Origin of the sequence: Algibacter sp. 2305UL17-15 (genome assembly GCF_040720935.1) — a bacterium.
GTDB lineage: Bacteria > Bacteroidota > Bacteroidia > Flavobacteriales > Flavobacteriaceae > Jejuia.
The window spans coordinates 23,477-48,493 of sequence record NZ_JBFDAE010000018.1; the positions used below are offsets into that span (position 1 = coordinate 23,477).

The window sequence follows — 25,017 nt, forward strand, 5'->3', positions numbered from 1 at the left end:
GTTTACAAGCCATGGCACATTTTTAGTACAACGCTTAAGCGTTAATCAATAACTTAATTAATTAAAATATAAAACAAAATGGGATTAAACATTAAACCATTAGCAGATAGAGTTCTTGTAGAACCTGCTGAAGCCGAAACTAAAACAGCATCTGGAATTATTATTCCTGATAACGCTAAGGAAAAACCACAAAAAGGAAAAGTTGTAGCTGCCGGACCCGGCACAAAAGACGAACCTATTACTGTTAAAGTTGGCGACACCGTTTTATATGGAAAATACGCTGGAACAGATTTAAAACTTGAGGGTAATGATTACTTAATCATGCGTGAGAGTGATATATTGGCAATTGTATAAAAGCTTTTTTCATTTCCGCGAAGGCGGAAATCTCATCAAACAAAGTAATATAATAACATTAAACAGTTTCCCGCCTTCGCGGGAATGACAAAAAATAATTATAAAATGGCAAAAGACATAAAATTTGATATTGACGCACGCGACGGATTAAAACGCGGTGTAGATGCATTAGCAAACGCAGTAAAAGTAACTTTAGGTCCTAAAGGACGTAATGTAATTATCAGTAAAAGTTTCGGAGCACCACAAGTAACTAAAGATGGTGTTACTGTAGCTAAAGAAATAGAATTGGACGATGCACACGAAAACATGGGTGCGCAGATGGTAAAAGAAGTGGCTTCTAAAACCAACGATTTGGCTGGTGATGGCACAACAACTGCTACCGTTTTAGCACAAGCCATCGTAAAAGAAGGTTTAAAAAACGTAGCTTCTGGTGCAAACCCGATGGATTTAAAACGTGGTATTGACAAAGCTGTTGAAGCAATTACTGAAGATCTTGAAAAACAAACTCAAAAGGTTGGAAATTCTTCTGAAAAAATAAAACAAGTTGCTGCTATTTCAGCAAATAATGATGATACCATCGGTGATTTAATCGCTACAGCTTTCGGAAAAGTTGGTAAAGAAGGTGTCATTACTGTTGAAGAAGCAAAAGGTATGGAAACATACGTTGATGTTGTTGAAGGTATGCAGTTCGATCGCGGTTATTTATCGCCTTACTTTGTTACTGATGCAGATAAAATGATTGCCGATTTAGAAAATCCATACATTTTATTGTTCGATAAAAAGATTTCTAACTTACAGGAAATTCTTCCAATATTAGAGCCAGTAGCTCAAAATGGTCGCCCATTATTAATCATTGCCGAAGATGTTGATGGACAAGCCTTAGCTACTTTGGTGGTAAACAAATTACGTGGCGGATTAAAAATTGCCGCTGTTAAAGCACCTGGTTTTGGAGACAGACGTAAAGCAATGTTAGAGGATATCGCAATTTTAACTGGTGGAACTGTAATTTCTGAAGAAAGAGGATTCACTTTAGAAAATGCTGATTTATCAATGTTGGGTTCTGCTGAAACAGTAACGGTTGACAAAGACAATACAACTATTGTAAATGGTGCTGGTGATGCCGATGCTATTAAAGCAAGAGTAAACCAAATCAAATCCCAAATTGAAACCACAACTTCAGATTACGATAAGGAAAAACTACAAGAGCGCTTAGCTAAATTGGCTGGCGGTGTTGCTGTACTTTATGTTGGTGCTGCAAGTGAAGTTGAAATGAAAGAAAAGAAAGATCGTGTTGACGATGCTTTACATGCAACTCGTGCTGCCGTGGAAGAAGGTATTGTTGCCGGTGGTGGTGTCGCACTAGTGAGAGCAAAAGCTGTTTTAGCAAAAATCACTACCGATAATTTAGATGAAACTACTGGTGTTCAAATCGTAAATAAAGCGATTGAATCTCCATTGAGAACTATTGTTGAAAATGCAGGCGGAGAAGGTTCTGTAGTTATCAATAAAGTTTTAGAAGGGAAAAAAGACTTTGGTTACGATGCTAAATCTGAACAATATGTTGACATGCTTAAAGCAGGAATTATAGATCCTAAGAAAGTAACACGAATCGCTCTAGAAAATGCCGCATCTGTAGCTGGAATGATTCTTACAACTGAATGTGCTTTAATAGATATTAAAGAAGCTGATGCTGGTCATCCTCCAATGGGTGGCGGTATGCCAGGAATGATGTAGGTCGAGAGCCTCGACACGCAAATTATAACAAGAACGCTTCAATTAATTTTGGAGCGTTTTTTATCTTTTAAAACCAACGCTGTAGTTAATAATGAATTGAACGATGTCATTACTCAAGATTACTCCTTCAACCTGTCTTTTGAAAATTCAAATAAAAGTAAATTTGATGTAAAGACTGTAGCTTCTTACAGCATCAATAACACCACATTTTCTCTAGTTTAAGATTTGGACAGAACGTTTACTGAACAAAACTATTTCGCTTCCTTTGATTTTGAAGCTTCCAAAGCATTAAACCTCAACACCCAACTAGATTATATTATTTTTTCGGATAATAAGTTTACCAATAATCAAGAATTACCCATTTGGAATGCAGCCATTTCTTATGCCTTTTCTGGAAATAAAAAGAATATTTTAAAATTGGTACTGATTGATATTCTGGATAAAAACGTTGATATTTTTAGACGCAGTACCGTAAATTATTTTGAAGAAACTACAACTGCGAGTTTAGGGCGTTATGTTATTTTGAGTTATACTTATAAATTGAATGGAGGGAAGCGGAGGAAACCGAAAAAGGGGAAGAATGGATAATTAAAAAAATTAATCTGTTGGTTTTTGTTGTTACTACGAAGTTACAAACTTCGCAGAGCAGGTTTATCTTTTGTTTGCTTAGTTCTTATTTTTTCACAATATTCAGCTCTCCGAAATCAACATCAAGCAAATTTTCTTGGTCGATGGAGAATCCTAATATTTCTCTTTTTGAATTAAAGTTGAAAGTTAAAAACCCATTGGGAACCCGAATGTCATTCCAGTCTATTTTAAACGTATCAAAATGCCAATGTTCCAATTTTCCTTTGAATACTTGTGAATGAGAAAATGTAATTTCTAACCCACCACTCTTGATGTTATTTATTAAAATATCTCCATACATTTTGTCGTTGTATTTGCCTACGTATTTTTCAAGTTCTAATGAAGGTTTTGTATTTATGGTTTTTGAAATTTGACTTGGGGATTCTTTTCTCCTTTTTAAACTCTTATTCCTATAATCCAATACCCGTGCATAAATGTTATATGACTCATCATTAAACAGCTGTTCTAATATCTTAGCTGTCAATAAAAAGGTTGCAGGCTCTTCAGCTTCATTGGTAAGTATTACAAACCCTAAATTCATGTCCTTTATCATAACTAGATTAGCAGACATACCATCAATCCCTCCACTATGTTCAATGATTTTATGACCATTTTTTGGTGTAAGCCACCAACCAAATCCATAAGATGTGAATTCATTGTAAAAAGGGGCACCACCTATAGGATAAATAATTTGAGGTTTAAAAATTTCATTAATTATTTTTGGACTGACTATAGTGTCGTTACCAATGACTCCATTATTCAGCAAAAGCCTCATATAATTTGACATTTCACTTGACGAAGAATAAATAAAGCCCCCTGGTGCTAGATTATCTCCTATTTCTTGTTTTATTGCAACCTTTTCGTAATCCTCATTCCAAATATGTGGTTGTGCCAGATTGCTACTAGATTCTCTTTCAGCTGAAAGTGATGTGGTGTTATTCATTTTAAGTTTATCAAACACCTTCGTTTTAACGAAATTGTCCCACGACATTCCTGAAACTTCTTTCACTATTTCTGAAGCAACTACATACATTACATTTTGATATGCTGGCTTTTCACGAAAGCCAGATACGGGTTCCAAATATTTAAGACGTTTTATTATTTCTTCTCTTGAATAGTCTGAGTGGTACCAAAGTGTTCCGCCACTAACATCCTTAAGACCACTTCTATGGGTAAGTAAATCTCTAATTGTAAAATTATCCGTTACATAAGGGGTGTACAATTCAAAATAGGGCAGATATGCTTTAACTTTATCATCCCAATCAACTTTCCCCTCATCAACTAATATTCCCAATGTTAAAGCGGTAAATGACTTCGAGATTGAGCCTATCCCAAAAATTGTATTTTCATCAATTTTTCCTTCTTTATGAATTTCCAAGTTTCCATAACCTTTAGAAAATATTATAGAATCATTCCGAATTACACCAATAGAAAGACCTGGTATTTCAAAGTCCTTTATAAGTTGATGAATTTGTGAATCAAGAGAATCTAATTGTATTTGTTGGGCGAATAAATTGGAGAATAAAATTAACCCTGTTACAGTAGAGAAGAATATTTTCATTTTTTTATTAAGTATAATGTTCCTTACGGATATAATTTGTATTGATATTGTTTATATCCAACAACCAACGAAGTTAGCGAAAATTTCTACAAAGCCAAGTGCGTAAACAAAAAAACCGAAGCTTCTAAACCTCGGTTTTATACTTTATTTTTTAATGCTGATGCTCTTCGCCCTCTTTATGCTCATGTTCATGCTCCTCTTTAACCCCTTCATCTCTATACTTACAACACGCATGCACTTGGGCATAAGCCTCATCCGTAGCTTTAACTTCTGCCACATCATGTCCAGCAGCTAAAACCTGCTTTTCTATGGTTTTTACATCTGTTTTGCGTTCGTCGTAAATCAATTTTAATTCGTGGGTCTCTATACTCCATGTGGCAAATTTTACACCTTTGGTATTTAAACATGCTTTTTCTATCCGTGCTTTACACATGCCACAAATACCATCTACTTCCATAGTGGCTTTGGCGTTTTTGTTTTGGGCGAAGGTTGTTGTTCCTATGAGTAATAGTGTTATGATTATTAATTTTTTCATGGTTTTATGTTTTATTTTTTTGTTATGCGAGGAGATACGATGTGCCAATCTAGGATTTGGCTTTTTGTTGTTTAAGATTACTTCGTCCTACGTCCTCGTAATGACGCTTTAATTATTATTCTATTTTATAACGCAATCCCGCATAATACATACTTCCAAAAATTGGACCATACACAAAGGTACTATCAAAATTCGCTCCAAATGGGTCGTCTGCTCCTAAAATTGGGGTGGGCTGTCTCACATTTGTGATGTTTTCGCCTCCTAAATATACTTCAAATTTTTGAGAAAACACTTTGGTGATTTGAGCGTTAAGTGTTGAAACTGTTGGTGTTCGTTCGGGCAATTGATATTGTGTTGGATTACTAGCTGTATTTGCATAGCGTTGATCACTCAACCAATTGAATGTTGTATCAAACTTCCAACGCGCACCGTTCTCCTTTAATTGCGTTTCATAGCCAAGATTGGCAAACAATCGGTGCTTAGGCGTTAAAGGTCTTTCAAATCTTCCTGAATTATAATCGGTTTTTACTTCGTAAAACTTATATGCAGTTCTTAAATCAAAACCTTCAAAAGCATTGTAATTTAATTCTGCTTGAAAACTATTCGCAAAACTTTTTCCTTCTAGGTTGTAAAAACTAATTTCAGTTGGGTTTTCCCAATCTACTACCACTTGGTTTTTAAAATCGGTTTTGTAATAATCTAAAGTAATATCTGCTTTCCTTCCAAAGAGGTTAAATCCTTGCAGGTATGAAACCCCATAATTCCATGCAATTTCTGGATCTAACCCATAGATATTCCCACCAGAATTTATAATATTAATTGCTCTTGATGTTGCGAACAATTGCTGATTTTCAGTAAAAATATTAGCACTTCGTTTGCCTCTTCCAAAAGACGCCCTAAAAGCCGATTTACTCCAAGGCGAATATCTTGCATGAACTCGTGGCGATACAAATGTTCCCAATAAATTATGACGATCTATGCGAACGCCTGCCGTAATATTCAACAGTTCCAGATTATCAAAACTATACTCAAAAAATCCACCTACTGAATTTTCTGTGCGTTCGTAATCTGTGGTGTTTACAAATTCGTCATAATGGTCATAGGTATAACTTATTCCTGTTTTAATTTTATGTCTGGAATCGCTTATAATTGAATTATAAATGGCATTTGCGTACAAGCTATTATGTTTGATGTCATAGGTATTCAAACCAAAATACGACTCTTGTTTATGACTACTATAAGCCGTTTGCACACCCAAACTTTGCCAAGGTATTTCTGGATTAACATAGCCGAATTTGACAGCCAATTCATAACGTTTGGTGTCAATTTCACTGCCCCAGCTATTGGTAGTTAACTTATCGGTTTCAGGATTAAAATCCAATTCACCTGTTTGCTTTTCATCATTTAAAAACTTCAAATTAATAAAACTTACAAAGCCTTTTTGGGTGTCGGTATATTGCCAGCGGTTCATCAAATTAATCTGATTGAACAATGGCATATCCATAAATCCGTCATTATTTACATCGTGCTTTTTGTTGTGGGTATTTCCGTGGATATACAATCCTGTGTGCCACCTATCGCTAACTTTGGTGTTAATATGCGTGTTGAGTTCCAAACGTTCACTAGTTGCACCATATAAATTCACGAACAGCTTATCATCGGTTGAGGGTTTTACCAATTCGGTATTAATCTGGCCCGCAATACTTTCAAAACCATTGACCACACTTCCCGCGCCTTTGGTAATTTGAATACTTTCTACCCAAGTACCGGGGATAAAACTCAATCCATACGCTTGTGATGCTCCTCGAATGGATGGAATATTTTCAGTAGCAATTAAAATATACGGACTTGTCAATCCCAGCATTTTTATTTGACGTGTTCCCGAGATGGCATCGGCGAAATTAACATCGATAGACGGATTGGTCTCAAAACTTTCGGAGAGATTACAACAGGCGGCCTTTAACAACTCATCACTACTTACATTGATGATATTTTGTGCTTGCAAGAAGGATTTGGCCGTGGCTTGTTTTCTGGACGTTACCGTTACGGCATCCAAATCGTCCGTTGGCCGCAACCAATGATGTATCATTTTAGGTTTCGAAACCGCAATTGTATCTGTTTTAAAACCAACGTAACTGATTATTAGCTTTTTGTATTCGGTTTTATATGGAATTGTAAATTTTCCATCAATATTGGTAACCGTTCCTACTTCGGTATTGAGCCAATAGACATTTGCACCAGCTAACCCAATAGGTTTATTTTCGCTATTTGCCTCCATTACCATACCACTAATTTTATCTTGAGACATAGCAAAAACAGGCAGTAGTAATAGTATATATATTATTTTGTTCATTTTTAATATTATTTATCTAAGTGGATTCCCGCCTTACTGAAACAAGTTCAGCACAGGTTGCGGGAATGACAAAACTATTTTATTAACATCACAATCGCCATAACAATCATAATGCTGTTTTCAACAAATGTAGCTTTGGTCATTGGGAGTTTTAACGCTGTTCCTAAACATGCACATTGAATTGATTTCTTATCCAATAATGTTTTTGTGACGCCAATTGTAGTTATTCCTAAAACAATTAAAGTGATTATTAAAGCTATCGGAATTTCAAAACGCATTAAGAACATCAGTCCAAGTGCCACTTCAATAAACGGGTAAATCCAGCCATAAATGGGAACCACTTTAGCTATTGGATCATACATTTTGAATGATTCTGGAAAACCTTTTAAGTCCAGCAATTTGAAAAAACTGAAAACGATGTAAAACAGCCCCATAAAATCGAGCATAAACCCATTGGTATCCCAAGAATTATTATTGAGTAAAACTGAAGCTATGATGATATAACCAAATATTAAAAACAATGGGAATAGCTGTTTTAATTCTGATGTTTCTTCGGTTTGAATTTCTGAAGATGATTTAAATACATTGCGTTCTTTCTTTTCTGAAATAGAATATTTATCAGATAGTGCGCTTTGTAATTTTTCTGTTGAAATGTGTTGAGACATTTCGATGGTAGCTTCGGAAGTTTCTAAATTTACCAAAGCATTTTTTACTTCTGGAAGTGCATTTAGTTTGTCTTCTACAGAAGTTCTGCAGCCGTCACAGGTCATGCCTGTAACATTATATGTATGTTTCATTTTGATTTAAGATTTGATTTAATAATCAGATTGTCATTCCCTTGAAGAAGGGAATCTAAATTATTCCCACCATAAAAAAAATGATGAGATTCCCTTCTTCAAGGGAATGAAAAAAGAACCTATTTATCAAATGATAAAAACTTGGTCTAAAACCTGAATATCGGCGACCAAATTGGGTGGAGAATAATCATTATGGGGAATGGTTTCTTTTGGTAAACTTTCAAAACCAGTAATATAAGAATAAACAAATGCTGTTAAAAATTGCTGCTGCTCAAAATCTAAATCCTCAAATGAAGCTGTTTTTAATTCATCTTGACCTTCAACAACATTTATTTCATCTTTGCAGCAGGTTTTCTTCTGAAGTATTTCAAGTGCTTCCATGGCACATTTTTCACTATCGGTAAAAATAGCAACGTCCACCAAAGTATCTCCGCAAAAGTGTTTTTCAATAGTAAAAGATACTGTTGAAAACAAAACAATTAATGCAAGACTTACTGAAAACGTTTTATGTAACATGGTTTTTATCACGAGACAAAATTACAAAAAATGGAATTAAGCCCTTCTATTTTATTAAATGATTAACACTTATTTTTTAATCTTATGATAATAAAAAGCGGGCAACAATACTATCAAAATTAATGGCTGAATTAAAAACCTTCTAATATTAAAAAACAAATAATAATCCTCTTGTTTTGGGTTTATTACAAAATAGAGGTAGCACATCATTAAGACTACAAATGCTATCACATAAATTAAACCAGAAAATTTAATGATGCTTTTATCTTTAAAAACCAGGAATAAAATGGCCAAGGAAATCAGCGTATTTAAAACAAAGCGCAAGGTTGTAAAACCAACTAATTTTGCGACTTCCCGTCTGGGACTATCAACATATAAATAATCATTTTCAAAGAATGTCAAGTAGGGGTCGTAAAATAAACTGTCCTCAAAAAACCGAATTAGAACCAGCAATCCGACTAATATAAAAATGGCTATATACTTTATAGGTCTAGACATCTTTCTTGTTCAATTTAGAAAATCGATTGACCCAAAATATCCATAATAAAAACACCATGCCATAAATAATTGCAGGAAAAACAACCGAATGCAATACTTCGCCATATTCGGGGTAATGATATAAACCTATACAAAGCAATACAATTCGAATTAAGTTAGCTACATAAATTAAAACACTTCCCGAAAGGATATAGAAAAATGTGGTTTTTAGTGTGCCCGAAAACGCAATAACGAATGAAACAAATAAAACAATCACACTAATAGAATTACAGCCTTCAATGACACGACCTAAATATTTTCCCCTTAATAATAATTTCATGGAAGGTTCAGTTGGATGCGGTAAAATTTCTGTCTGATATCCCAGTGAATTTAAAAGCGTTTCACATTGTACAGCAACTAAATGTGTAAAATAATCTGGATAAAATTTTGAACCATCAGAGAATTGCAAGTAGAATTTGTACGCCACCGACAACACCCCATACACCAACAAAAACGTAAGGATGAATTTTATAACCGACTTGTATTTTATAAAAAGTGCTTTCAAGGATATGAATTGCTAATTTTGTCATTCCCGCGACCTGTGCTGAACTTGTTTCAGTAAGGAGGGAATCTATTAAAACGAACATCGAAATTAAGCCTTTTTAAATACTTTTGCCAAAACTTTTGAAACTATGATTTTTGAACAACTAAAACCACAAGTTGAGACCATCATTTTAAATACTGAAAAAACAGTTAACGAGCGTCTTTTAGAAATCTGTGAATTGCTCGAAAAACATATCGAGCATTACAATTGGGTGGGGTTTTATTTTAGAAATGGTACTAAGGAAGAATTACTTTTAGGCCCTTATGTTGGTGCGCCAACAGACCATACCGTGATTCCGTTTGGAAAAGGCATTTGCGGACAAGTAGCTGTAAGCAATCAAAATTTTGTAGTACCAGATGTTACTACCCAAGATAATTATATCGCGTGTAGCATTACCGTGAAAGCTGAAATTGTGGTTCCTGTTTTTGTGAATGGTAAAAATATTGGTCAGATTGATATAGATTCTAATACACCTGACCCATTTAGTGAGGCTGACGAACGGTTTTTGGAGTTTGTTTGTGAGAAGGTGGCAACAATACTTTAATCTGAAAGTCTGATGCTAAATAAGACCCTTCAGGTTTTAAAAACCTGAAGGGTCTGAAAATCTTAAAAACACTTTTGGTCAGATTGATATTGATTCTAATACGGCCAACCCATTTACTGAGGTTGACGAACGGTTTTTGGAGTTTGTAAACAAGAAAGTTTCTGAAATACTTTCTTGAAAGTTCTAATTTTTAAAATCACAAACCCCAAAAATTCCATAAACTTCAATTTTGGAATTTGGAATCTATTTTTGTTTGGAATTTGGCGCTCTGTTAACAACTTGTCATTTTCGTTAAAAAATCATATCTTTTTTAAGGTTTCTCCAGTTTACTTTTTAAAGGAAATAACTACTTTTGCAAATATTTAAAAACCTAAGCGAGAAACACTTAAATTTCTTTAAAGCAAACAACACAATGAGCAACGAAAAAACAATTAAATCTGCACTAATTTCGGTATTTAGTAAAGACGGTTTAGAGCCAATAGTCAAAGAATTGGACAAGCAAGGTGTAACCATTTATTCTACTGGTGGTACCGAGAAATTTATTAACGATTTAGGCGTAAATGTTGTTCCTGTTGAAGATGTAACCTCGTATCCCTCTATTTTAGGTGGTCGCGTAAAAACATTACACCCTAAAGTATTTGGTGGTATTTTAAACAGACAAAACCACGATGGCGATGTTGCTGAATTGGCAGAATTTGAAATCCCTCAAATTGATGTGGTCATCGTTGATTTATATCCGTTTGAAAAAACTGTTGCTTCGGGTGCAAGCAATCAAGATATTATTGAAAAAATAGATATAGGTGGTATTTCTTTAATTCGTGCGGCAGCTAAAAATTATGCCGATGTAATTTGTGTGTCTTCTGTTGATGATTATGCGGAGTTTTTAGATTTGATTTCTGCTAACAACGGTTCTATTTCAGAAGAAGATAGAAAACGTTTTGCCGGAAAAGCATTCAATGTATCCTCTCATTATGATACTGCTATTTTCAATTATTTCAATAAAGACCATAACGAAGCAGTTTTAAAAATAAGCAAAACTAACGGAAAGGTGTTGCGCTACGGCGAAAACCCACACCAAAAAGGATTTTTCTTTGGAGATTTTGATGAGTTATTCACAAAATTGCACGGAAAAGAATTGAGCTACAACAACCTTTTAGATGTTGATGCGGCCGTAAATTTAATGTTGGAATTTAAAAACGACGCACCAACCTTTGCTGTCCTAAAACATAACAATGCATGTGGTTTAGCACAACGCGACACATTACACCAAGCTTATATCGACGCTTTAGCTGGCGATCCTGTTTCGGCTTTTGGCGGTGTTTTAATCAGTAACAAAGAAATTGACAAAGCTACTGCCGAGGAAATTCACAAACTGTTCTGTGAAGTAGTTATTGCACCTTCTTTTTCTGCGAAAGCGTTAGAAATTCTGAAAGGGAAAAAGAACCGCATTTTATTAGTCATTCACGATATTGAAATGCCTAACACAAACGTAAGAAGTTGTTTAAATGGTGTCTTGGTTCAAGATAGAAATAACATCACTGATACTGCTGAAGGTTTGAAAAACGTAACCAATACGGCACCTACTCCATCTCAAATTGATGATTTAATTTTTGCGTCTAAAATTTGCAAGCACACAAAATCTAATACTATTGTTTTAGCTAAAAACAAACAATTATGTGCTAGCGGAACAGGACAAACCAGTCGTGTTGACGCTTTGGAACAAGCCATACATAAAGCAGGTACATTTAAGTTCGATTTAAACGGAGCGGTTATGGCAAGTGATGCATTTTTCCCGTTTCCAGATTGTGTGGAAATTGCTAAAAACGCAGGAATTGCGGCAGTAATTCAACCAGGTGGTTCTATAAAAGATCAATTGAGTATTGATTATTGTAATGAAAATGGGGTTGCAATGGTCATGACCGGCACGCGTCATTTTAAGCATTAACAGCTAATTCAGTCGTTTAAACACCTAGGCTAAAAGTCTAAAAACCGACGAAAGACGTATAAAGTTCAGTTACATTTGTTTAAATCATTTTTTGAAGCCCTTAATAACTCATATATTTATGAAGTTTTATTACATTTACGGGATTCGTTTTAAACCACTAAAAAATTTTAATAGCCCATGGGATTTTTTGACTTCCTAACCGAGGATATAGCCATAGATTTAGGTACTGCAAATACATTGATTATCCATAACGACAAGGTTGTTGTTGATGCACCGTCCATAGTGGCTCGCGATAGAGTTTCGGGCAAAATTATTGCTGTTGGTCAGGAAGCCAGTTTAATGCAAGGAAAAACCCATGAGAATATCAAAACAATTCGCCCTCTAAAAGATGGTGTAATTGCAGATTTTGATGCGTCTGAGCAAATGATAAGTATGTTTATTAAAAACATACCGGCTTTAAAAAAGAAGTTTTTTACCCCAGCATTACGCATGGTAATTTGTATTCCTTCTGGAATTACAGAAGTAGAAATGCGTGCAGTAAAAGAAAGTGCAGAACGAGTTAATGGTAAAGAAGTGTACTTGATTCACGAACCAATGGCTGCAGCTATTGGTATTGGCGTTGACATTATGCAACCAAAAGGAAACATGGTTGTGGATATAGGTGGTGGTACTACCGAAATTGCGGTAATTGCCCTTGGCGGCATTGTTTGTGACAAATCTGTAAAAATTGCAGGTGATGTATTTACCAATGATATTGTGTATTACATGCGCACACAACACAACCTTTATGTTGGAGAGCGTACTGCGGAAAAAATAAAAATACAGATTGGTGCTGCTACCGAAGATTTAGAATTACCTCCAGAAGATATGAGCGTTCAAGGGCGTGATTTATTGACAGGAAAACCAAAGCAGGTGTCTATCTCCTATCGCGAAATAGCAAAAGCTTTAGATAAATCTATTTTACGTATTGAAGATGCGGTTATGGAAACATTATCCCAAACACCGCCAGAATTGGCTGCCGATATTTATAATACGGGTATTTATTTAGCAGGTGGTGGATCTATGCTGCGTGGTCTAGATAAACGCTTGTCCCTAAAAACAGACTTACCTGTTTATATTGCTGAAGACCCTTTACGTGCTGTAGTTAGAGGTACAGGAATTACACTTAAAAATTTACCTAAATACAAAAGTGTATTGATTAAGTAAAGTACAAATAGGGCTACTTATACCAATTAAACCTCAAAATAATGCATATAAATCGTTTCTTTTTTGCTTATTCTTCGTTTAAAAATGTAATCGTAACTAATGCTATGATTAAATTTTTCGCCTTGACTAATCAAAAAATAATTCAATTTATTTATACATCATTTTAAAATTCAATTGGTATAACCCATGCAACAGATTATTAATTTCATAATAAGGAACAAAAACTTTTTGTTGTTCTTGTTGCTCTTTTGTATTTCGATCTTATTTACAATTCAGTCTCATTCTTATCATAAAAGTAAATTTGTAAACTCTGCTAATTTTTTAAGTGGTGGTGTTTATAATTCGGTGAACAATATCAGTTCCTATTTCAATTTAAAATCTCAAAATCAATTACTTGCTGAAGAGAATAATCGACTCAACGAATTATTACTTAACTATGAAATTGATTCAGATTCGGCATTTAAAGATAGTGTGAACTTCAAGCAACAATATAAGTTTACATCAGCAAATGTGATCAGAAACAGTTATGCTGCAACTAATAATTATTTATTGGTTAACAAAGGCAGAAATGACAGTATTAAAGAAGATCTTGGCGTAAGGTCTCAACGCGGTTTAGTGGGGATTATAGATAAGACTTCAGCCAATTACGCTACTGTTATTTCAATTTTAAACACGAGTAGCAAAATAAGTGCACTATTAAAAAGAACCAATCATTTTGGAACACTAAAATGGGATGGGAATTCGCCTCAAATTGTGCAACTGACAGATGTTGAAAAAATAGCAGGTGTCATGCAAGGAGACACCATTATTACTTCAGGGCGTTCGTCAATTTTTCCTAAGGGCATTCAAATTGGTATCGTTGAAGATTTTAAACTGGATGCTGCCGAAAATTTCTATGACATAAATGTGAGATTGTTTAACGATATGACGAATTTAGAACATGTCTATATCATCGAAAACACCGATAAAGAAGAGATTGAATCCTTACTAGAAAGCACCAATGAATAGTTTAGCAACAGGACATATTTTTCGGTTTATTGCCCTTGTATTCTTTCAGGTGATACTATTCAACCATATCAACTTTTTGGGTAATATCAATCCTTATGTCTATATTTTATTCATCTTGTTTTATCCGGTAAAAAACGATCGGATAGTATTCATTTTCATAAGTTTTATTTTAGGTTTAACTGTAGATATGTTTTCAGATTCTGGAGGGATACATGCTGCGGCATCAGTATTAATAGCCTATATAAGACCTGTATTTTTAAAGTTTGCTTTTGGCACCATGTACGAGCACAATCACGTAAAATTTGATAACACCGATTTTGGAGCAAAATTAGTGTACGTAGCGTTATTAACCTTCATTCATCATTTCATTCTGTTTTCTTTAGAAATTTTTAATATTTCTGGAATACTATCTATACTCCAAAAAACGTTATTCTCAGGAATATTTACTATCTTAATGATAACGTTACTATCAATTATTTTTAGTCGGAAAACTAAATGAGACAATTTCTTCTTTTCCTAATAGTTATCCTATGCGGTTTCACTTTTATAGGCAGGCTGTTTTACCTTCAAATCTATAAAGGAAGCTCAGATAATTTATACGAAGATAATGCACTTCGAAAAGTATTCGATTTACCAAAAAGAGGTTTTATTTACGACAGAAACGGACAACTTTTAGTATCCAATCAGCCTTCTTATGATGTGATGATAATTCCCCGTGAAGTAGAACCCCTAGACACTTTGGAGTTTTGCAATCTTCTAAAAATAGATAAAGAAGATTTCATAAAAAAATATGAAAGAGCCAGACATTATTCCCCACGTTTAGAGTCGGTTTTCGTTTCACATTTATCCAAAGAGGATTATGCAGTTTTGCAAGAAAAAATGCGAAAATTTAAGGGGTTTTACATCCAGAAACGCTCTTTACGAAATTATAATACGACTATTGGCGCTAATGTTTTAGGTGATATTGGAGAAGTAAACAACAGAATTATACAGAGAAACCCATCCTACAGAATGGGTGATTTAATTGGAAATCAAGGTGTTGAAGCTTCCTATGAAAAAACCTTGCGCGGTGTAAAAGGCATAAAGTTTATCCAGAAAGATAGGTTCAATCGAGATATTGGTCCTTACAAGGGTGGCATTTTCGATACCATACCAGAGCAAGGAAAGGATATTACAATTACTATAGATGCGCAACTTCAGGCATATGGCGAATTATTGATGAAAAATAAACGTGGTGGTATCATCGCTATTGAACCTAGTACTGGAGAAATATTAACTATGGTTTCCGCCCCTTCATACAATCCTAATTTACTGGTTGGGAGAGCGCGGTCTAGAAATTTCACAAAACTATATTACGACACGATTGCAAAACCTCTTTTTGACCGGGGTTTAAAAGCGCAATACCCTCCTGGATCTCCTTTTAAAGTTTTGAATGCACTAATTGGTCTGCAAGAAAATGTAGTGACCACCGAAGAGAAATTTGGGTGTAGAATGGGCTATTACCTTGGTAGCAGGAGATTAACAGGGTGTCACCATCACAGAACACCATTAAACATGAACGATGGGATTGCGCAGTCCTGTAACGCTTATTTTGCCAATGTTTACAGACGCATTATTGAAAAATATGACACCCCACATGAAGGCATGGACGTTTGGAGCGACCACGTAAAGAGTTTTGGATTGGGAAATTATTTGGGCTACGATTTAAAAATAGGCAATAAAGGACGTATTCCTGATGGCGATTTTTACGATAAGTGGTATGGCAAAAATAGATGGGCAGCAACTTATAATATCTCAAATGCCATTGGACAAGGCGAAGTTGAAGCAACACCAATTCAATTGGCTAACATGGTAGCCGCCATCGCAAACAGGGGGCATTATTATACCCCACACATTATTAAAGCTATAGAAGGCGATACTATTGATTCAAATTACACAACCCGAAAATATACCACAATAGATAAAGCCCATTTTGAACCTGCTATTCAAGGTATGTTTGATGTTTTTAACAAAGGAACAGCAGCATCGCTTAAAGTAAAAGGCATCGATATTTGCGGTAAAACAGGAACTGCCGAAAACTTTATAAAAATTGATAGCGTAAAAACACAATTGACAGACCATTCTATTTTTGTGGCATTTGCCCCAAAAGACAATCCTAAAATTGCCTTAGCTATATTTGTTGAAAATGGGTATTGGGGAAGCAGGTTTGCCGGTAAAATGGCAAGTTTAATGATTGAAAAATATATTAGAGGCAGTATTACCAGAACCGATTTAGAAGATTGGATTTTAAGGCACAGTTTAGAAAACGAATATGCAAAACCATACTCTGGAGAATCATTTAGAATTAATGGCGAAACGCAACTACAAGTTGTAGATGAACAGGAATACCACCGTCTTAAAGAACGTGCAAAAAAACTTAACAGACCAATAAACATAGAGTGAGAGAAACGAATAGATATTTTAAATTTGATTGGATAACCATTATCCTTTTTCTACTATTGACGGGATTTGGATGGCTTAATATTTTATCTGCTTCTCATATTGGCACCGATATCAATTACCTTGATTTCTCACAACCTTACGGAAAACAGTTGGCTTTTATTTTTCTCTCTTTTGTTTTAATAGTCCTGCTTTTGTCTATAGATGCTAAGTTTTACGAACGTTTTTCAAGTGTTATTTATATAGTGTCCATGCTGTCTTTGGTAGGATTATTTATCTTCGGAAAAAACGTAAATGGGGCCACCTCTTGGTATGCTATTGGAGGAATGACACTCCAACCCAGCGAGTTTGCCAAAGCCGCTACTGCCCTAGCCGTTGCCAAATATGTGAGCGACCTTAATACTGATATTAATAATCTGGGAGATCAACTGCGCACATTTACCTTAATTGTTATTCCTGCACTTCTTGTATTGCTACAAAATGACACGGGAAGCACCGTAGTTTATGGGGCGTTCTTTTTTGTATTGTACAGAGAAGGCCTGCCTAAAATCTATCTTTATATTGGACTGTCTCTAATTCTAATAGCTGTTTTTTCGTTAAAATTCGGCGCACCTATAATAGCATCCATTGTTGGTGTTATTTGCCTGATCGTATATTTCTTCAATAGGAAGAAAATGCGCCTGCTTCAAATCTTGTTTATTATTGGTATAAGCACAGCACTTTCTTTTGGCGTGAAATTCTTTTATGAAAGCATTTTAAAACCGCACCAACAAGACCGTATCAGTTTATGGTTGAGATTGGAAAAAGACCCACAAAAATTAGAGCAAATGAAACGCACATTTGCCTACAACCTCAATGAATCCGAAAAAGCTATCAGCTCTGGAGGGTTTACCGGAAGAGGCTTTTTACAAGGCACCAGAACAACAGGGAAATTTGTACCAGAACAACATACCGATTATATTTTTAGTACCGTAGGCGAAGAATGGGGCTTTTTGGGAAGCACGTTCGTTGTTGTTTTATTTGTATTGCTTATCATCAGAGTGCTGCATTTGGCAGAATTACAAAAATCGCAGTTTAGTCGGGTATATGGTTATGGCGTCGCAGCTATTATCTTTATGCACTTTTTTATAAATATAGGTATGGTTATGGGCTTAATTCCAACCATTGGTATTCCGCTACCCATGTTTAGTTACGGTGGTTCAGGTCTTTGGGCATTCACGATTTTACTGTTTATTTTCATCAAATTAGATTCCAACAGAATCAACGAATGGTAGGCCTTAATCCTCTTTTGTTGTGGAATTGGTTTTTAATTTCTGACTAATCCATGTCAAACCTAACACCAATTGATATATTATTTTGATCTACAAGTTGATCTTTAAAAATAGGCGACAAATCATATTTAACGTACAAAGCTGTATCACCAAATGCTAAATAAGTACTTAGACCATACACTAAATTACTGGTATTAAAACCGCGCTTCTGTTTATCCTTTATGCGTTCTCCATCTAAATCATACTTTAATTTTTGACGTGTCCCTATATTAAAACCGCCATAACCACCTATTCCGAATTTAAATTTATTTTTAGTTGAATATCTAAAATAAGTGTCTTTTTCTATTTTCTTTGAGGGTCCAAATTCAAAATGCACAGGAAACACAAGATTGGTAATGGATAATTTTGACTTTCTCAAATTTTCAGGAAACTCTTCTAATAGGGTTTGATTACCGCTCTTAACAAAATATTGATTGTCGTCTGGCTTTAGTCCGTTAATATGCAATGAAACACCATGTTTAAATCTCACAAAATTTGAGTTTTTAAATACACGTGTTTTCCAAGCCCAACCCATTTCAAAAAAGCGGGAACCCCCAATTTTATATGGAGAATCATCTAAACTTTGACCTTCTATAACGGCATTGTTTAAGCCAAATGCTAATACAAAATCACTTTTTGTACGTCTATCGTATTTTCTGTGCTTTGGTCTGTCATCCTCTTGTTTTCCAAAATAAACAAAGCTAGTTTCTCCGCCTTCACTTCCTCCAATTCTAAATACCATTTCATTTTCATCAGATGAAGACATCTCTGGATTTCTACCTAATAAGGAAATTTTATTTTCTAAAATAGCAACACGGTTCTCTATATTTAATGCCCGCTTTTTAGCCATAGCCAATTTAAGTTTTTTGGCTTCTTCCAACGTGATTTCCCCCTTATTTAGCCTTAAATCAATAGCTTCTACTTCCGCTTTTAAATGTGCTTTTTCTTCGGCTTCAATTTTAGAAATCGCTATTTTTAATTCTTCTATTTCGCTTTCATTGACCTGTTTTGGGATGCTATCCTGTGCAGCGATCAAGTGCGCATTTAAGCTTAAAATTAATAGCACTAAGTACTTTGTGATTGTTTGCATGACTGTTCGTTTTTTGATTGAAATATGATTGATGATTGCTTTATTTATTTTTATTCGTTACGCTGTGCAATTGCGGTTTTAACAGTACCATAGCTGTCTTTTAAAACTTTAAATACTTTATCTCTAAAAGACGCGTCCAGTTCAAATTCCACTTCTTGCAACAACAAAGCAGCATCTGCCAAAACTTGGTCTTCGCCTTTCATTCTGTGTAACAAAATGTCTCTTTGGGCTTGTTTTAAAAGTGAATCGATGGTAGCATCAGATACGCCCTTTTGATTTTCATTAATTGTGTTGATGATGCTTGCCACTTCTTGAGCTTTTTCTGTTTCAAAAGTTAATTCGACTGTTTTTTTATCCTGTAAAACTTCAATATCTTTTTTAAACTTTGGAAGTACCTTTTCTTCTGCCAATTGAACTGGAGTTTCTTTTAAAAGCGTCTTGGGCTTATTCATATTTGAAGTTGTATTTTTATCAGTCTCAATTTCTTCAAGAGCCACTGTTGTTTCATTGTCTTGTAGTTCTTTCTGATTGATAATTGATTTTTCTTCCGAAGTTTCAACGTTTTCTGGCGCATCAACAACAATTGGCGCATCAGTTAGAGTCTCATTGTTCATAAATTGAGATACAACAAAGAATGCACCTATAATACTGGCGGCAATACCTATCCACCAAAACCTATTAGTGTTCCTGCTATCGTCCACACTATCCAAGCGTTCTGATAATTTTTCCCAAGCTTCGTTTGATGGTGCTATGGTGCGTTTATCTAACTTTTCTTTAAAATCGTCTTCAAATTTAATGGGTGCCATAACTCGTTTTGTTTATTTTTTTTAATTGCTCTTGAAGCATTTTGCGTGCTTTGAAAAGTTGCGACTTTGATGTGCCTTCGCTAACATCTAAAAGTGCTGCAATTTCGCTGTGCCTATAGCCTTCTATGGCATACATGACGAATACCATTCTGTAACCTTCGGGCAAATTGTCAATCAGTTTTTGAATGTCGTTAACTTCTAAATCCGTTTGAATAGTATTAGTATAATCCTTCGAAATACAATCGTCTTCATATAAAAAGTCAACACTTTTTTTTTGCCTTAAGTATGAAATCGATTCCCTAATCATGATGCGCCTTATCCATCCTTCAAAACTCCCTTCACTTTTAAAACTTTTCAAATTTGAAAACACTTTAAAAAAACCGTTCAACATGGCTTCTTCTGCTTGCTGCACATCTTTTATATAATACCTACAAACACTCAACATTTTTGGCGCATGCGTTTCAAACAAGACATGTTGTGCTTCACGATTATTTTTAATCGCTTTTTTTATCAATACTGTTTCGTTTTTATGCAGTTGAACAACTTTCAAAAATGGGTTCATTTTGGCTTCTATCTATAAAGACGCAAATTTTATGCAAATGGTTGTCTGGAATTTATTTTTTTTATAAATTTAGACATACACTAGTTATAAATAAATTATTTACCTCGTACCAAAAGCTTTTTAAAATTTAGTTCCACTCAAAAAATCTGAGTGATTTTTATCAAATTTTGATAAATATTGAATTTTATTCACTTAAATACTTAAACAGCTAAATATCTTTCATCAAATGACTATATTTGGTGATATACTTGTATTTTATGAACAACAATAACTTATTTTCCTCATATGATAAACTTCCCAAAACCTGGGATGAAATGTATAACGATAGTGCAGACTTTAGATCTCAATACCAAGGGTTTATAAAATATTTAGAAAATACATCGCCCGATAAATTGACTAAAAAAGAAGACCTCTCTAAACAATTGTTTATGAGTCAGGGTGTGACTTTTACCGTTTATAGTGATAATGAGGGGATTGAAAAAATATTTCCTTTTGATATTGTTCCAAGAATAATAACTGCCAAGGAATGGGATAAAATTGAAAAAGGTATAAAGCAACGACTTAAAGCGCTCAATCTATTTATTAAAGACATTTATAATGAGCAATTTGTTATAAAAGACGGCATTATTCCGGGCGAATTAATTTACTCCTGCCCTAATTTTTTACGTGAGATGAAAGGCGTAAAAGTACCCCATGATGTTTATGTCCACATTTCTGGAGTAGATTTAATTAGAAACAACGATGGCGAATTTTATGTGCTTGAAGATAATTTAAGAACACCTTCTGGCGTCAGCTATATGCTTGAAAACAGGGAAATTTCCAAGCGCTTATTTCCTGGTATTCTGCCACAGAACAATGTGCGTTCGGTATCCGATTATCCTAATATGCTCCATAAGAAATTAAAAGGGCTATCAGATAAAGCAAACCCAAATATAGTATTGTTAACCCCTGGGATTTACAACTCTGCATATTACGAGCATACAACCCTAGCAAGATTAATGGGTATTGAATTGGTTGAAGGCAGCGATTTGGTTGTTAAAGACCATTTTGTGTTCATGAAAACAACTAACGGCCTAAAACAAGTAGATGTGATTTACAGACGTGTTGATGACGATTTTTTAGATCCGTTGGAATTTAATGCCAAAAGTACTTTAGGTGTTGGAGGCATTATGGCAGCTTACAGAAAAGGCAATGTTAATATTGTAAATGCACCAGGTACTGGAATTGCTGATGATAAGGCCATTTATATTTATGTGCCAGATATGATAAAATATTATTTAGATGAAGAGCCTATTTTAAAAAATATTGAAACTTACCAATTAGGAAGACCGGACGAACTTGATTATGTGACCAAGAACATAAAGGATATGGTCATTAAAAAAACCGATGGTAGTGGTGGCTATGGTATGCTAATGGGGCATGAAGCTTCAGATGAAGACATCAAAGATTATCTTGCTAATGTTAAGAAAAAGCCCGAAAACTTCATAGCCCAACCTATTTTAAGACTCTCAACGGCACCGTGTTATATTGATGGTAAATTATCGCCTAGGTGTATCGATTTAAGACCCTTTGCGCTTTCTGGACGAGATGGCATTGACATCTGCCCAGGCGGATTAACAAGAGTGGCGCTTAAAAAAGGGTCGTTGGTGGTAAACAGTTCGCAAGGCGGTGGGAGTAAAGACACCTGGGTTCTAGAATAAATCTAATAAAACAGTAAATGTATGTTAAGTAGAGTAGCAAATAACCTGATTTGGTTAGATAGATATATGGAACGTGGTAATGGCATTTTGAGTTTACTAAAAGTAAATTTTTATGCCAACCAAGATTCTCCAGAGCTATTTTCATGGTCGCCAATTATAAAAAACTTCACGGCTTATGATAATGAGTTCTATACTGAAGATGCTATAGAATGTATTGAATATATGGTGTTTAGTGACGATAATTCCAATTCTATTTTAAACTTGGTCACAAAGGCAAGGGAAAATGCCCGAAGTGTGCAAGAACATATTTCTAGAGAACTTTGGCTATGTATTAATAATTATTATCTGTACCTTTCAGACAAAGATTTACCAAAAAAACTTAAAGAGGAAGATCCCGTTCAGTTTTTAGAAGACCTCAGAAAGCACCATTTGATATATTATGGTACTGAGGATATTACACAAGAACGAGGCGCTTCATACTATTTTATGAACGTGGGGAAATTTTTAGAACGGGTTATTCTTATTTCTGATTTTACAGCGTTAAAACTCATTGAAATAGATAATACTACTGATAATTTAGAAAAAAGTTTTTATTGGAAAAATCTGTTGCTGTCCGTAGGTGGTTATCAATTGTATTTAAAAACGCATAAATCCACTTTTATTGAAGAGCATGTTATCAGAATGGTTTTTCAAGATGAATTATTTCCGCGTTCAGTTTATTATTGTATCAATAAATTAAGCCGACATATTAACCAATTGATTGAAAGTAATGAGTTAGAATCAAATAATATTAATTTCTTGTTAGGAAAACTCGAAAGCACTATAAAATACACCACTATTGAAAACATAAAGGCACAGGGCTTAAATAATTTTATATATGATATTAAAGAAGATATTAGGAATATCTCTTTAAATATTAATGCAGTTTACTTTTCACAAAACAATTGATACCAAGCTTTATGGCTACTTTTTTTATTAAACATATCACTAAATACACTTACAGCAACCCTGTAATAGACGGTGCCACCTTAACTAGGCTGCACCCCATAAATGATGACCATCAAAAAGTGATTTCACATTTAATATCGATTACAAAAAATCCTTTTTTAGAAACGTTTATCGATTTTTATGGCAATAGGGTGGGTACGTTTATGGTCACAGAACCACATGAAGAATTGATTATTACGTCTGAAATTGAAGTGATTACTAAAGACAAACTATTTCCAGATGATAGTGTTAGTAACGCTGACCAATGGAGCGAATTGAAACGCATAAAAAACACGATTGATTTTATAGATTTTACCAGACATAGACCTTTTAGTGGTAGCGAAGATATTTCTGATTTCATTCTAGACCAGAAGCTTAAAACAAAATCGCCTTATAAAGCTGTGCTTGAACTCTGTGAATATGTGTATAACAATTTTGAATATAAAGCTGGTATTACAGATGTATATACCCCATTGGAAGAGGCTTGGAAACTGAAAGCAGGTGTTTGCCAAGATTTTACAAATGTGTTATTACAGATGGTAAAAATGCTCGGGATTCCAGCGCGATATGTAAGTGGTTATATTTGTCCGAATAATGATATAACACGTGGCGAAGGTGCAACCCATGCTTGGATTGAGGCTTATATTCCGTTTTATGGCTGGCTGGGTATTGACCCAACAAACAATGCCATAGCAAACGAAAACCATGTACGATTGGCAATTGGTAGAAATTACGACGATTGCTCTCCCGTAAAAGGTATTTTTAAAGGTACTGTTGAAGCTGAAATGCAAATTATAGTTTCAGTTAAAACCAGCAAGACCAATAAAGCAATTACATTAGAAACAAACAAAACAACTACAGATGCCAGTAATAGCTACAAGCGTAATATACAAATGATGCAGCAACAGCAGTAATGGTGACTCTATTCATCTAAATTTGTTTAGCTCAGGTTCTGTAAATTAAAATGATTTTTATTAGGGAATTATTAGCTGTAATTTTCGTTAAAAACGTTCTCTATTTTTTTCAAACTATCATTCTCATCAAACTTCAAATGGTTAATTTCATTAACAAAAAACTTTTCGATAAAAAGCTTTATGATATGCATAACTTCAGATCTATTGTTGCTATTTGTTAAAAGCTCCTTAAGTAAATAATTACTTAATTTTAATTTTTGATTTTTATATTGATTTAACATTAAAACCGAATCTGAATTACGATGCAAGTCTATCATTTTATCAACCTTACTGATTTCTTCAATTAGGTCTAAAATACTATATAACTTATTATCTTTCATATAATCAAATTAATATTTAATTTCTAAAAAACCTTTTGCCAATCTATTTCCACGAATTCTTCTTGTCTTAGTAAATCTATCTACCCAATAAGCCCTATCGCTTACATATCTATATCTGAATTCATGGTTTTCTGGATATACCTCTATGACATATGCATCAACACCATAAATCATTTCTGAATTGGGAAATTTAAAATCATCTAATTTTGAACCCAGTTGCTCAATAGTTTTATAATCTAAAAATGTTACCAAATTAATATCGCCTGGATTATCTTTTTTTGTAACATAAGAACCATTAACCCATTGATGTAATTCCTCTAAGTTACAAAGTTTTTAAAATCTTTATTATATTTAACATATGAATCAAAAATTCCTTTCCTTCTAACCGTTGGTATATTTGATACAAATTCGTTTTCTAACTCTTGTATCGTTGAATTGATTTTATTATCGGGAACCAATAATCCAGAACGATTAAATGTTAACATAAATACAAACTTTCAAATTTAAGATTAAATGTACAAAAACTACAGTTAACTCATAGCTGTGCTGAGCTAAAAAAACCTCCAAA

General features: G+C 34.3%; 26 protein-coding genes and 1 pseudogene. 15 read left to right on the forward strand and 12 right to left on the reverse strand.

From position 1 onward, the window contains the following. The first annotated feature begins 78 nt into the window (after positions 1-78). From ABXQ82_RS16260 to ABXQ82_RS16275, 4 genes are all read left to right on the forward strand, one after another. Positions 79-354 carry a co-chaperone GroES gene (locus ABXQ82_RS16260; RefSeq protein ID WP_367062181.1) on the forward strand — a complete coding sequence of 92 codons (276 nt, stop codon included), beginning with the start codon at positions 79-81 and terminating at the stop codon, positions 352-354. Positions 355-459: 105 nt separating this feature from the next. Further along, positions 460-2,088: a chaperonin GroEL gene (groL, locus tag ABXQ82_RS16265; protein ID WP_367062184.1), complete on the forward strand. Its 1,629-nt coding sequence runs from the start codon at positions 460-462 to the stop codon at positions 2,086-2,088. Between the two features lie 48 nt (positions 2,089-2,136). Next, positions 2,137-2,310, forward strand: a complete 174-nt coding sequence (locus ABXQ82_RS16270; RefSeq protein WP_367062187.1) for a hypothetical protein — start codon at positions 2,137-2,139, stop codon at positions 2,308-2,310. Positions 2,311-2,313: 3 nt separating this feature from the next. After that, on the forward strand, positions 2,314-2,676 hold the full coding sequence (locus tag ABXQ82_RS16275) for a hypothetical protein (protein ID WP_367062190.1): 363 nt from the start codon (positions 2,314-2,316) through the stop codon (positions 2,674-2,676). A gap of 85 nt (positions 2,677-2,761) precedes the next feature. Here the strand turns inward: ABXQ82_RS16275 and ABXQ82_RS16280 are convergent, their stop codons facing one another. From ABXQ82_RS16280 to xrtF, 7 genes are all read right to left on the reverse strand, one after another. After that, positions 2,762-4,276, reverse strand: a complete 1,515-nt coding sequence (locus ABXQ82_RS16280; protein ID WP_367062193.1) for a serine hydrolase — start codon at positions 4,274-4,276, stop codon at positions 2,762-2,764. Between the two features lie 151 nt (positions 4,277-4,427). After that, a complete protein-coding gene (locus ABXQ82_RS16285) occupies positions 4,428-4,811 on the reverse strand; it encodes a heavy-metal-associated domain-containing protein (RefSeq protein ID WP_367062196.1) in 384 nt (127 codons plus the stop codon). 115 nt (positions 4,812-4,926) lie between these two features. Continuing rightward, positions 4,927-7,164, reverse strand: a complete 2,238-nt coding sequence (locus ABXQ82_RS16290; RefSeq protein WP_367062199.1) for a TonB-dependent receptor — start codon at positions 7,162-7,164, stop codon at positions 4,927-4,929. A gap of 74 nt (positions 7,165-7,238) precedes the next feature. Continuing rightward, positions 7,239-7,961 (reverse strand): MauE/DoxX family redox-associated membrane protein, encoded by a 723-nt coding sequence (locus ABXQ82_RS16295; protein ID WP_367062202.1) that lies wholly within the window; start codon positions 7,959-7,961, stop codon positions 7,239-7,241. A gap of 126 nt (positions 7,962-8,087) precedes the next feature. Next, a complete protein-coding gene (locus ABXQ82_RS16300; RefSeq protein WP_367062205.1) occupies positions 8,088-8,477 on the reverse strand; it encodes a hypothetical protein in 390 nt (129 codons plus the stop codon). A 69-nt stretch (positions 8,478-8,546) separates the two neighbouring features. Then, positions 8,547-8,975 carry an exosortase F system-associated protein gene (locus ABXQ82_RS16305; RefSeq protein ID WP_367062208.1) on the reverse strand — a complete coding sequence of 143 codons (429 nt, stop codon included), beginning with the start codon at positions 8,973-8,975 and terminating at the stop codon, positions 8,547-8,549. Next, entirely contained in the window at positions 8,968-9,519 is a 552-nt protein-coding gene (gene xrtF, locus ABXQ82_RS16310; RefSeq protein WP_367062211.1) for an exosortase family protein XrtF, read from the reverse strand. Before xrtF ends, ABXQ82_RS16305 begins: the two co-directional genes overlap by 8 nt. 127 nt (positions 9,520-9,646) lie before the next feature. Between xrtF and ABXQ82_RS16315 the strand changes: the two genes are divergently transcribed. The 8 genes and pseudogenes from ABXQ82_RS16315 (at position 9,647) to rodA (ending at position 17,974) form a co-directional block, all read left to right on the forward strand. Then, the gene (locus tag ABXQ82_RS16315) at positions 9,647-10,102 is read left to right on the forward strand and encodes a GAF domain-containing protein (RefSeq protein WP_367062214.1); all 456 of its coding nucleotides are present in this window, start codon (positions 9,647-9,649) and stop codon (positions 10,100-10,102) included. 76 nt (positions 10,103-10,178) lie between these two features. Beyond that, positions 10,179-10,280: pseudogene (locus ABXQ82_RS16320) on the forward strand (GAF domain-containing protein); the annotation flags it as partial. Positions 10,281-10,514: 234 nt separating this feature from the next. Then, entirely contained in the window at positions 10,515-12,047 is a 1,533-nt protein-coding gene (gene purH, locus ABXQ82_RS16325; protein WP_367062217.1) for a bifunctional phosphoribosylaminoimidazolecarboxamide formyltransferase/IMP cyclohydrolase, read from the forward strand. 177 nt (positions 12,048-12,224) lie between these two features. Beyond that, on the forward strand, positions 12,225-13,253 hold the full coding sequence (locus ABXQ82_RS16330; protein WP_367062220.1) for a rod shape-determining protein: 1,029 nt from the start codon (positions 12,225-12,227) through the stop codon (positions 13,251-13,253). 186 nt (positions 13,254-13,439) lie between these two features. Continuing rightward, positions 13,440-14,261, forward strand: a complete 822-nt coding sequence (gene mreC / locus ABXQ82_RS16335; protein ID WP_367062223.1) for a rod shape-determining protein MreC — start codon at positions 13,440-13,442, stop codon at positions 14,259-14,261. After that, complete coding sequence (mreD, locus tag ABXQ82_RS16340; RefSeq protein WP_367062226.1) at positions 14,254-14,760, forward strand: rod shape-determining protein MreD; 507 nt, start codon at positions 14,254-14,256, stop codon at positions 14,758-14,760. Before mreC ends, mreD begins: the two co-directional genes overlap by 8 nt. After that, entirely contained in the window at positions 14,757-16,703 is a 1,947-nt protein-coding gene (gene mrdA / locus ABXQ82_RS16345; protein WP_367062229.1) for a penicillin-binding protein 2, read from the forward strand. The genes mreD and mrdA overlap by 4 nt, the downstream gene beginning before the upstream one ends. After that, the gene (rodA, locus tag ABXQ82_RS16350; RefSeq protein ID WP_367062232.1) at positions 16,700-17,974 is read left to right on the forward strand and encodes a rod shape-determining protein RodA; all 1,275 of its coding nucleotides are present in this window, start codon (positions 16,700-16,702) and stop codon (positions 17,972-17,974) included. The genes mrdA and rodA overlap by 4 nt, the downstream gene beginning before the upstream one ends. 43 nt (positions 17,975-18,017) lie before the next feature. Here rodA and ABXQ82_RS16355 read toward each other — a convergent pair whose 3' ends face one another. From ABXQ82_RS16355 to ABXQ82_RS16365, 3 genes are read right to left on the reverse strand one after another with little or no spacing between them, the layout of a single operon-like run. Further along, a complete protein-coding gene (locus ABXQ82_RS16355; RefSeq protein WP_367062235.1) occupies positions 18,018-19,100 on the reverse strand; it encodes a hypothetical protein in 1,083 nt (360 codons plus the stop codon). A gap of 50 nt (positions 19,101-19,150) precedes the next feature. After that, complete coding sequence (locus ABXQ82_RS16360; RefSeq protein ID WP_367062238.1) at positions 19,151-19,906, reverse strand: hypothetical protein; 756 nt, start codon at positions 19,904-19,906, stop codon at positions 19,151-19,153. Then, positions 19,893-20,468 (reverse strand): RNA polymerase sigma factor, encoded by a 576-nt coding sequence (locus ABXQ82_RS16365; protein WP_367062241.1) that lies wholly within the window; start codon positions 20,466-20,468, stop codon positions 19,893-19,895. The genes ABXQ82_RS16360 and ABXQ82_RS16365 overlap by 14 nt, the downstream gene beginning before the upstream one ends. Before the next feature lie 257 nt (positions 20,469-20,725). Between ABXQ82_RS16365 and ABXQ82_RS16370 the strand changes: the two genes are divergently transcribed. Genes ABXQ82_RS16370 through ABXQ82_RS16380 form a run of 3 tightly spaced genes read left to right on the forward strand, consistent with a single transcriptional unit; the run spans position 20,726 to position 24,069 of the window. Then, positions 20,726-22,168 (forward strand): circularly permuted type 2 ATP-grasp protein, encoded by a 1,443-nt coding sequence (locus ABXQ82_RS16370; protein ID WP_367062244.1) that lies wholly within the window; start codon positions 20,726-20,728, stop codon positions 22,166-22,168. Positions 22,169-22,189: 21 nt separating this feature from the next. Then, positions 22,190-23,116, forward strand: coding sequence for an alpha-E domain-containing protein (locus ABXQ82_RS16375; protein ID WP_367062247.1), 927 nt, complete (start codon positions 22,190-22,192; stop codon positions 23,114-23,116). A gap of 11 nt (positions 23,117-23,127) precedes the next feature. Continuing rightward, the gene (locus tag ABXQ82_RS16380) at positions 23,128-24,069 is read left to right on the forward strand and encodes a transglutaminase family protein (RefSeq protein WP_367062250.1); all 942 of its coding nucleotides are present in this window, start codon (positions 23,128-23,130) and stop codon (positions 24,067-24,069) included. A 71-nt stretch (positions 24,070-24,140) separates the two neighbouring features. Here ABXQ82_RS16380 and ABXQ82_RS16385 read toward each other — a convergent pair whose 3' ends face one another. After that, the gene (locus ABXQ82_RS16385) at positions 24,141-24,449 is read right to left on the reverse strand and encodes a hypothetical protein (protein ID WP_367062253.1); all 309 of its coding nucleotides are present in this window, start codon (positions 24,447-24,449) and stop codon (positions 24,141-24,143) included. 9 nt (positions 24,450-24,458) lie between these two features. Beyond that, on the reverse strand, positions 24,459-24,701 hold the full coding sequence (locus ABXQ82_RS16390) for a hypothetical protein (protein WP_367062256.1): 243 nt from the start codon (positions 24,699-24,701) through the stop codon (positions 24,459-24,461). Positions 24,702-25,017: the final 316 nt, after the last annotated feature.

Coding starts and splice junctions, on each gene's coding strand:
- ABXQ82_RS16365 (WP_367062241.1), bottom strand. CDS start 20,468: ATGAACCCATTTTTGAAAGTTGTTCAACTGCATAAAAACGAAACAGTA.
- ABXQ82_RS16290 (WP_367062199.1), bottom strand. CDS start 7,164: ATGAACAAAATAATATATATACTATTACTACTGCCTGTTTTTGCTATG.
- ABXQ82_RS16380 (WP_367062250.1), top strand. CDS start 23,128: ATGGCTACTTTTTTTATTAAACATATCACTAAATACACTTACAGCAAC.
- ABXQ82_RS16360 (WP_367062238.1), bottom strand. CDS start 19,906: ATGGCACCCATTAAATTTGAAGACGATTTTAAAGAAAAGTTAGATAAA.
- ABXQ82_RS16330 (WP_367062220.1), top strand. CDS start 12,225: ATGGGATTTTTTGACTTCCTAACCGAGGATATAGCCATAGATTTAGGT.
- ABXQ82_RS16385 (WP_367062253.1), bottom strand. CDS start 24,449: ATGAAAGATAATAAGTTATATAGTATTTTAGACCTAATTGAAGAAATC.
- ABXQ82_RS16295 (WP_367062202.1), bottom strand. CDS start 7,961: ATGAAACATACATATAATGTTACAGGCATGACCTGTGACGGCTGCAGA.
- mrdA (WP_367062229.1), top strand. CDS start 14,757: ATGAGACAATTTCTTCTTTTCCTAATAGTTATCCTATGCGGTTTCACT.
- ABXQ82_RS16370 (WP_367062244.1), top strand. CDS start 20,726: ATGAACAACAATAACTTATTTTCCTCATATGATAAACTTCCCAAAACC.
- groL (WP_367062184.1), top strand. CDS start 460: ATGGCAAAAGACATAAAATTTGATATTGACGCACGCGACGGATTAAAA.
- purH (WP_367062217.1), top strand. CDS start 10,515: ATGAGCAACGAAAAAACAATTAAATCTGCACTAATTTCGGTATTTAGT.
- mreD (WP_367062226.1), top strand. CDS start 14,254: ATGAATAGTTTAGCAACAGGACATATTTTTCGGTTTATTGCCCTTGTA.
- ABXQ82_RS16280 (WP_367062193.1), bottom strand. CDS start 4,276: ATGAAAATATTCTTCTCTACTGTAACAGGGTTAATTTTATTCTCCAAT.
- ABXQ82_RS16285 (WP_367062196.1), bottom strand. CDS start 4,811: ATGAAAAAATTAATAATCATAACACTATTACTCATAGGAACAACAACC.
- ABXQ82_RS16315 (WP_367062214.1), top strand. CDS start 9,647: ATGATTTTTGAACAACTAAAACCACAAGTTGAGACCATCATTTTAAAT.
- ABXQ82_RS16355 (WP_367062235.1), bottom strand. CDS start 19,100: ATGCAAACAATCACAAAGTACTTAGTGCTATTAATTTTAAGCTTAAAT.
- ABXQ82_RS16260 (WP_367062181.1), top strand. CDS start 79: ATGGGATTAAACATTAAACCATTAGCAGATAGAGTTCTTGTAGAACCT.
- ABXQ82_RS16300 (WP_367062205.1), bottom strand. CDS start 8,477: ATGTTACATAAAACGTTTTCAGTAAGTCTTGCATTAATTGTTTTGTTT.
- mreC (WP_367062223.1), top strand. CDS start 13,440: ATGCAACAGATTATTAATTTCATAATAAGGAACAAAAACTTTTTGTTG.
- ABXQ82_RS16375 (WP_367062247.1), top strand. CDS start 22,190: ATGTTAAGTAGAGTAGCAAATAACCTGATTTGGTTAGATAGATATATG.
- ABXQ82_RS16305 (WP_367062208.1), bottom strand. CDS start 8,975: ATGTCTAGACCTATAAAGTATATAGCCATTTTTATATTAGTCGGATTG.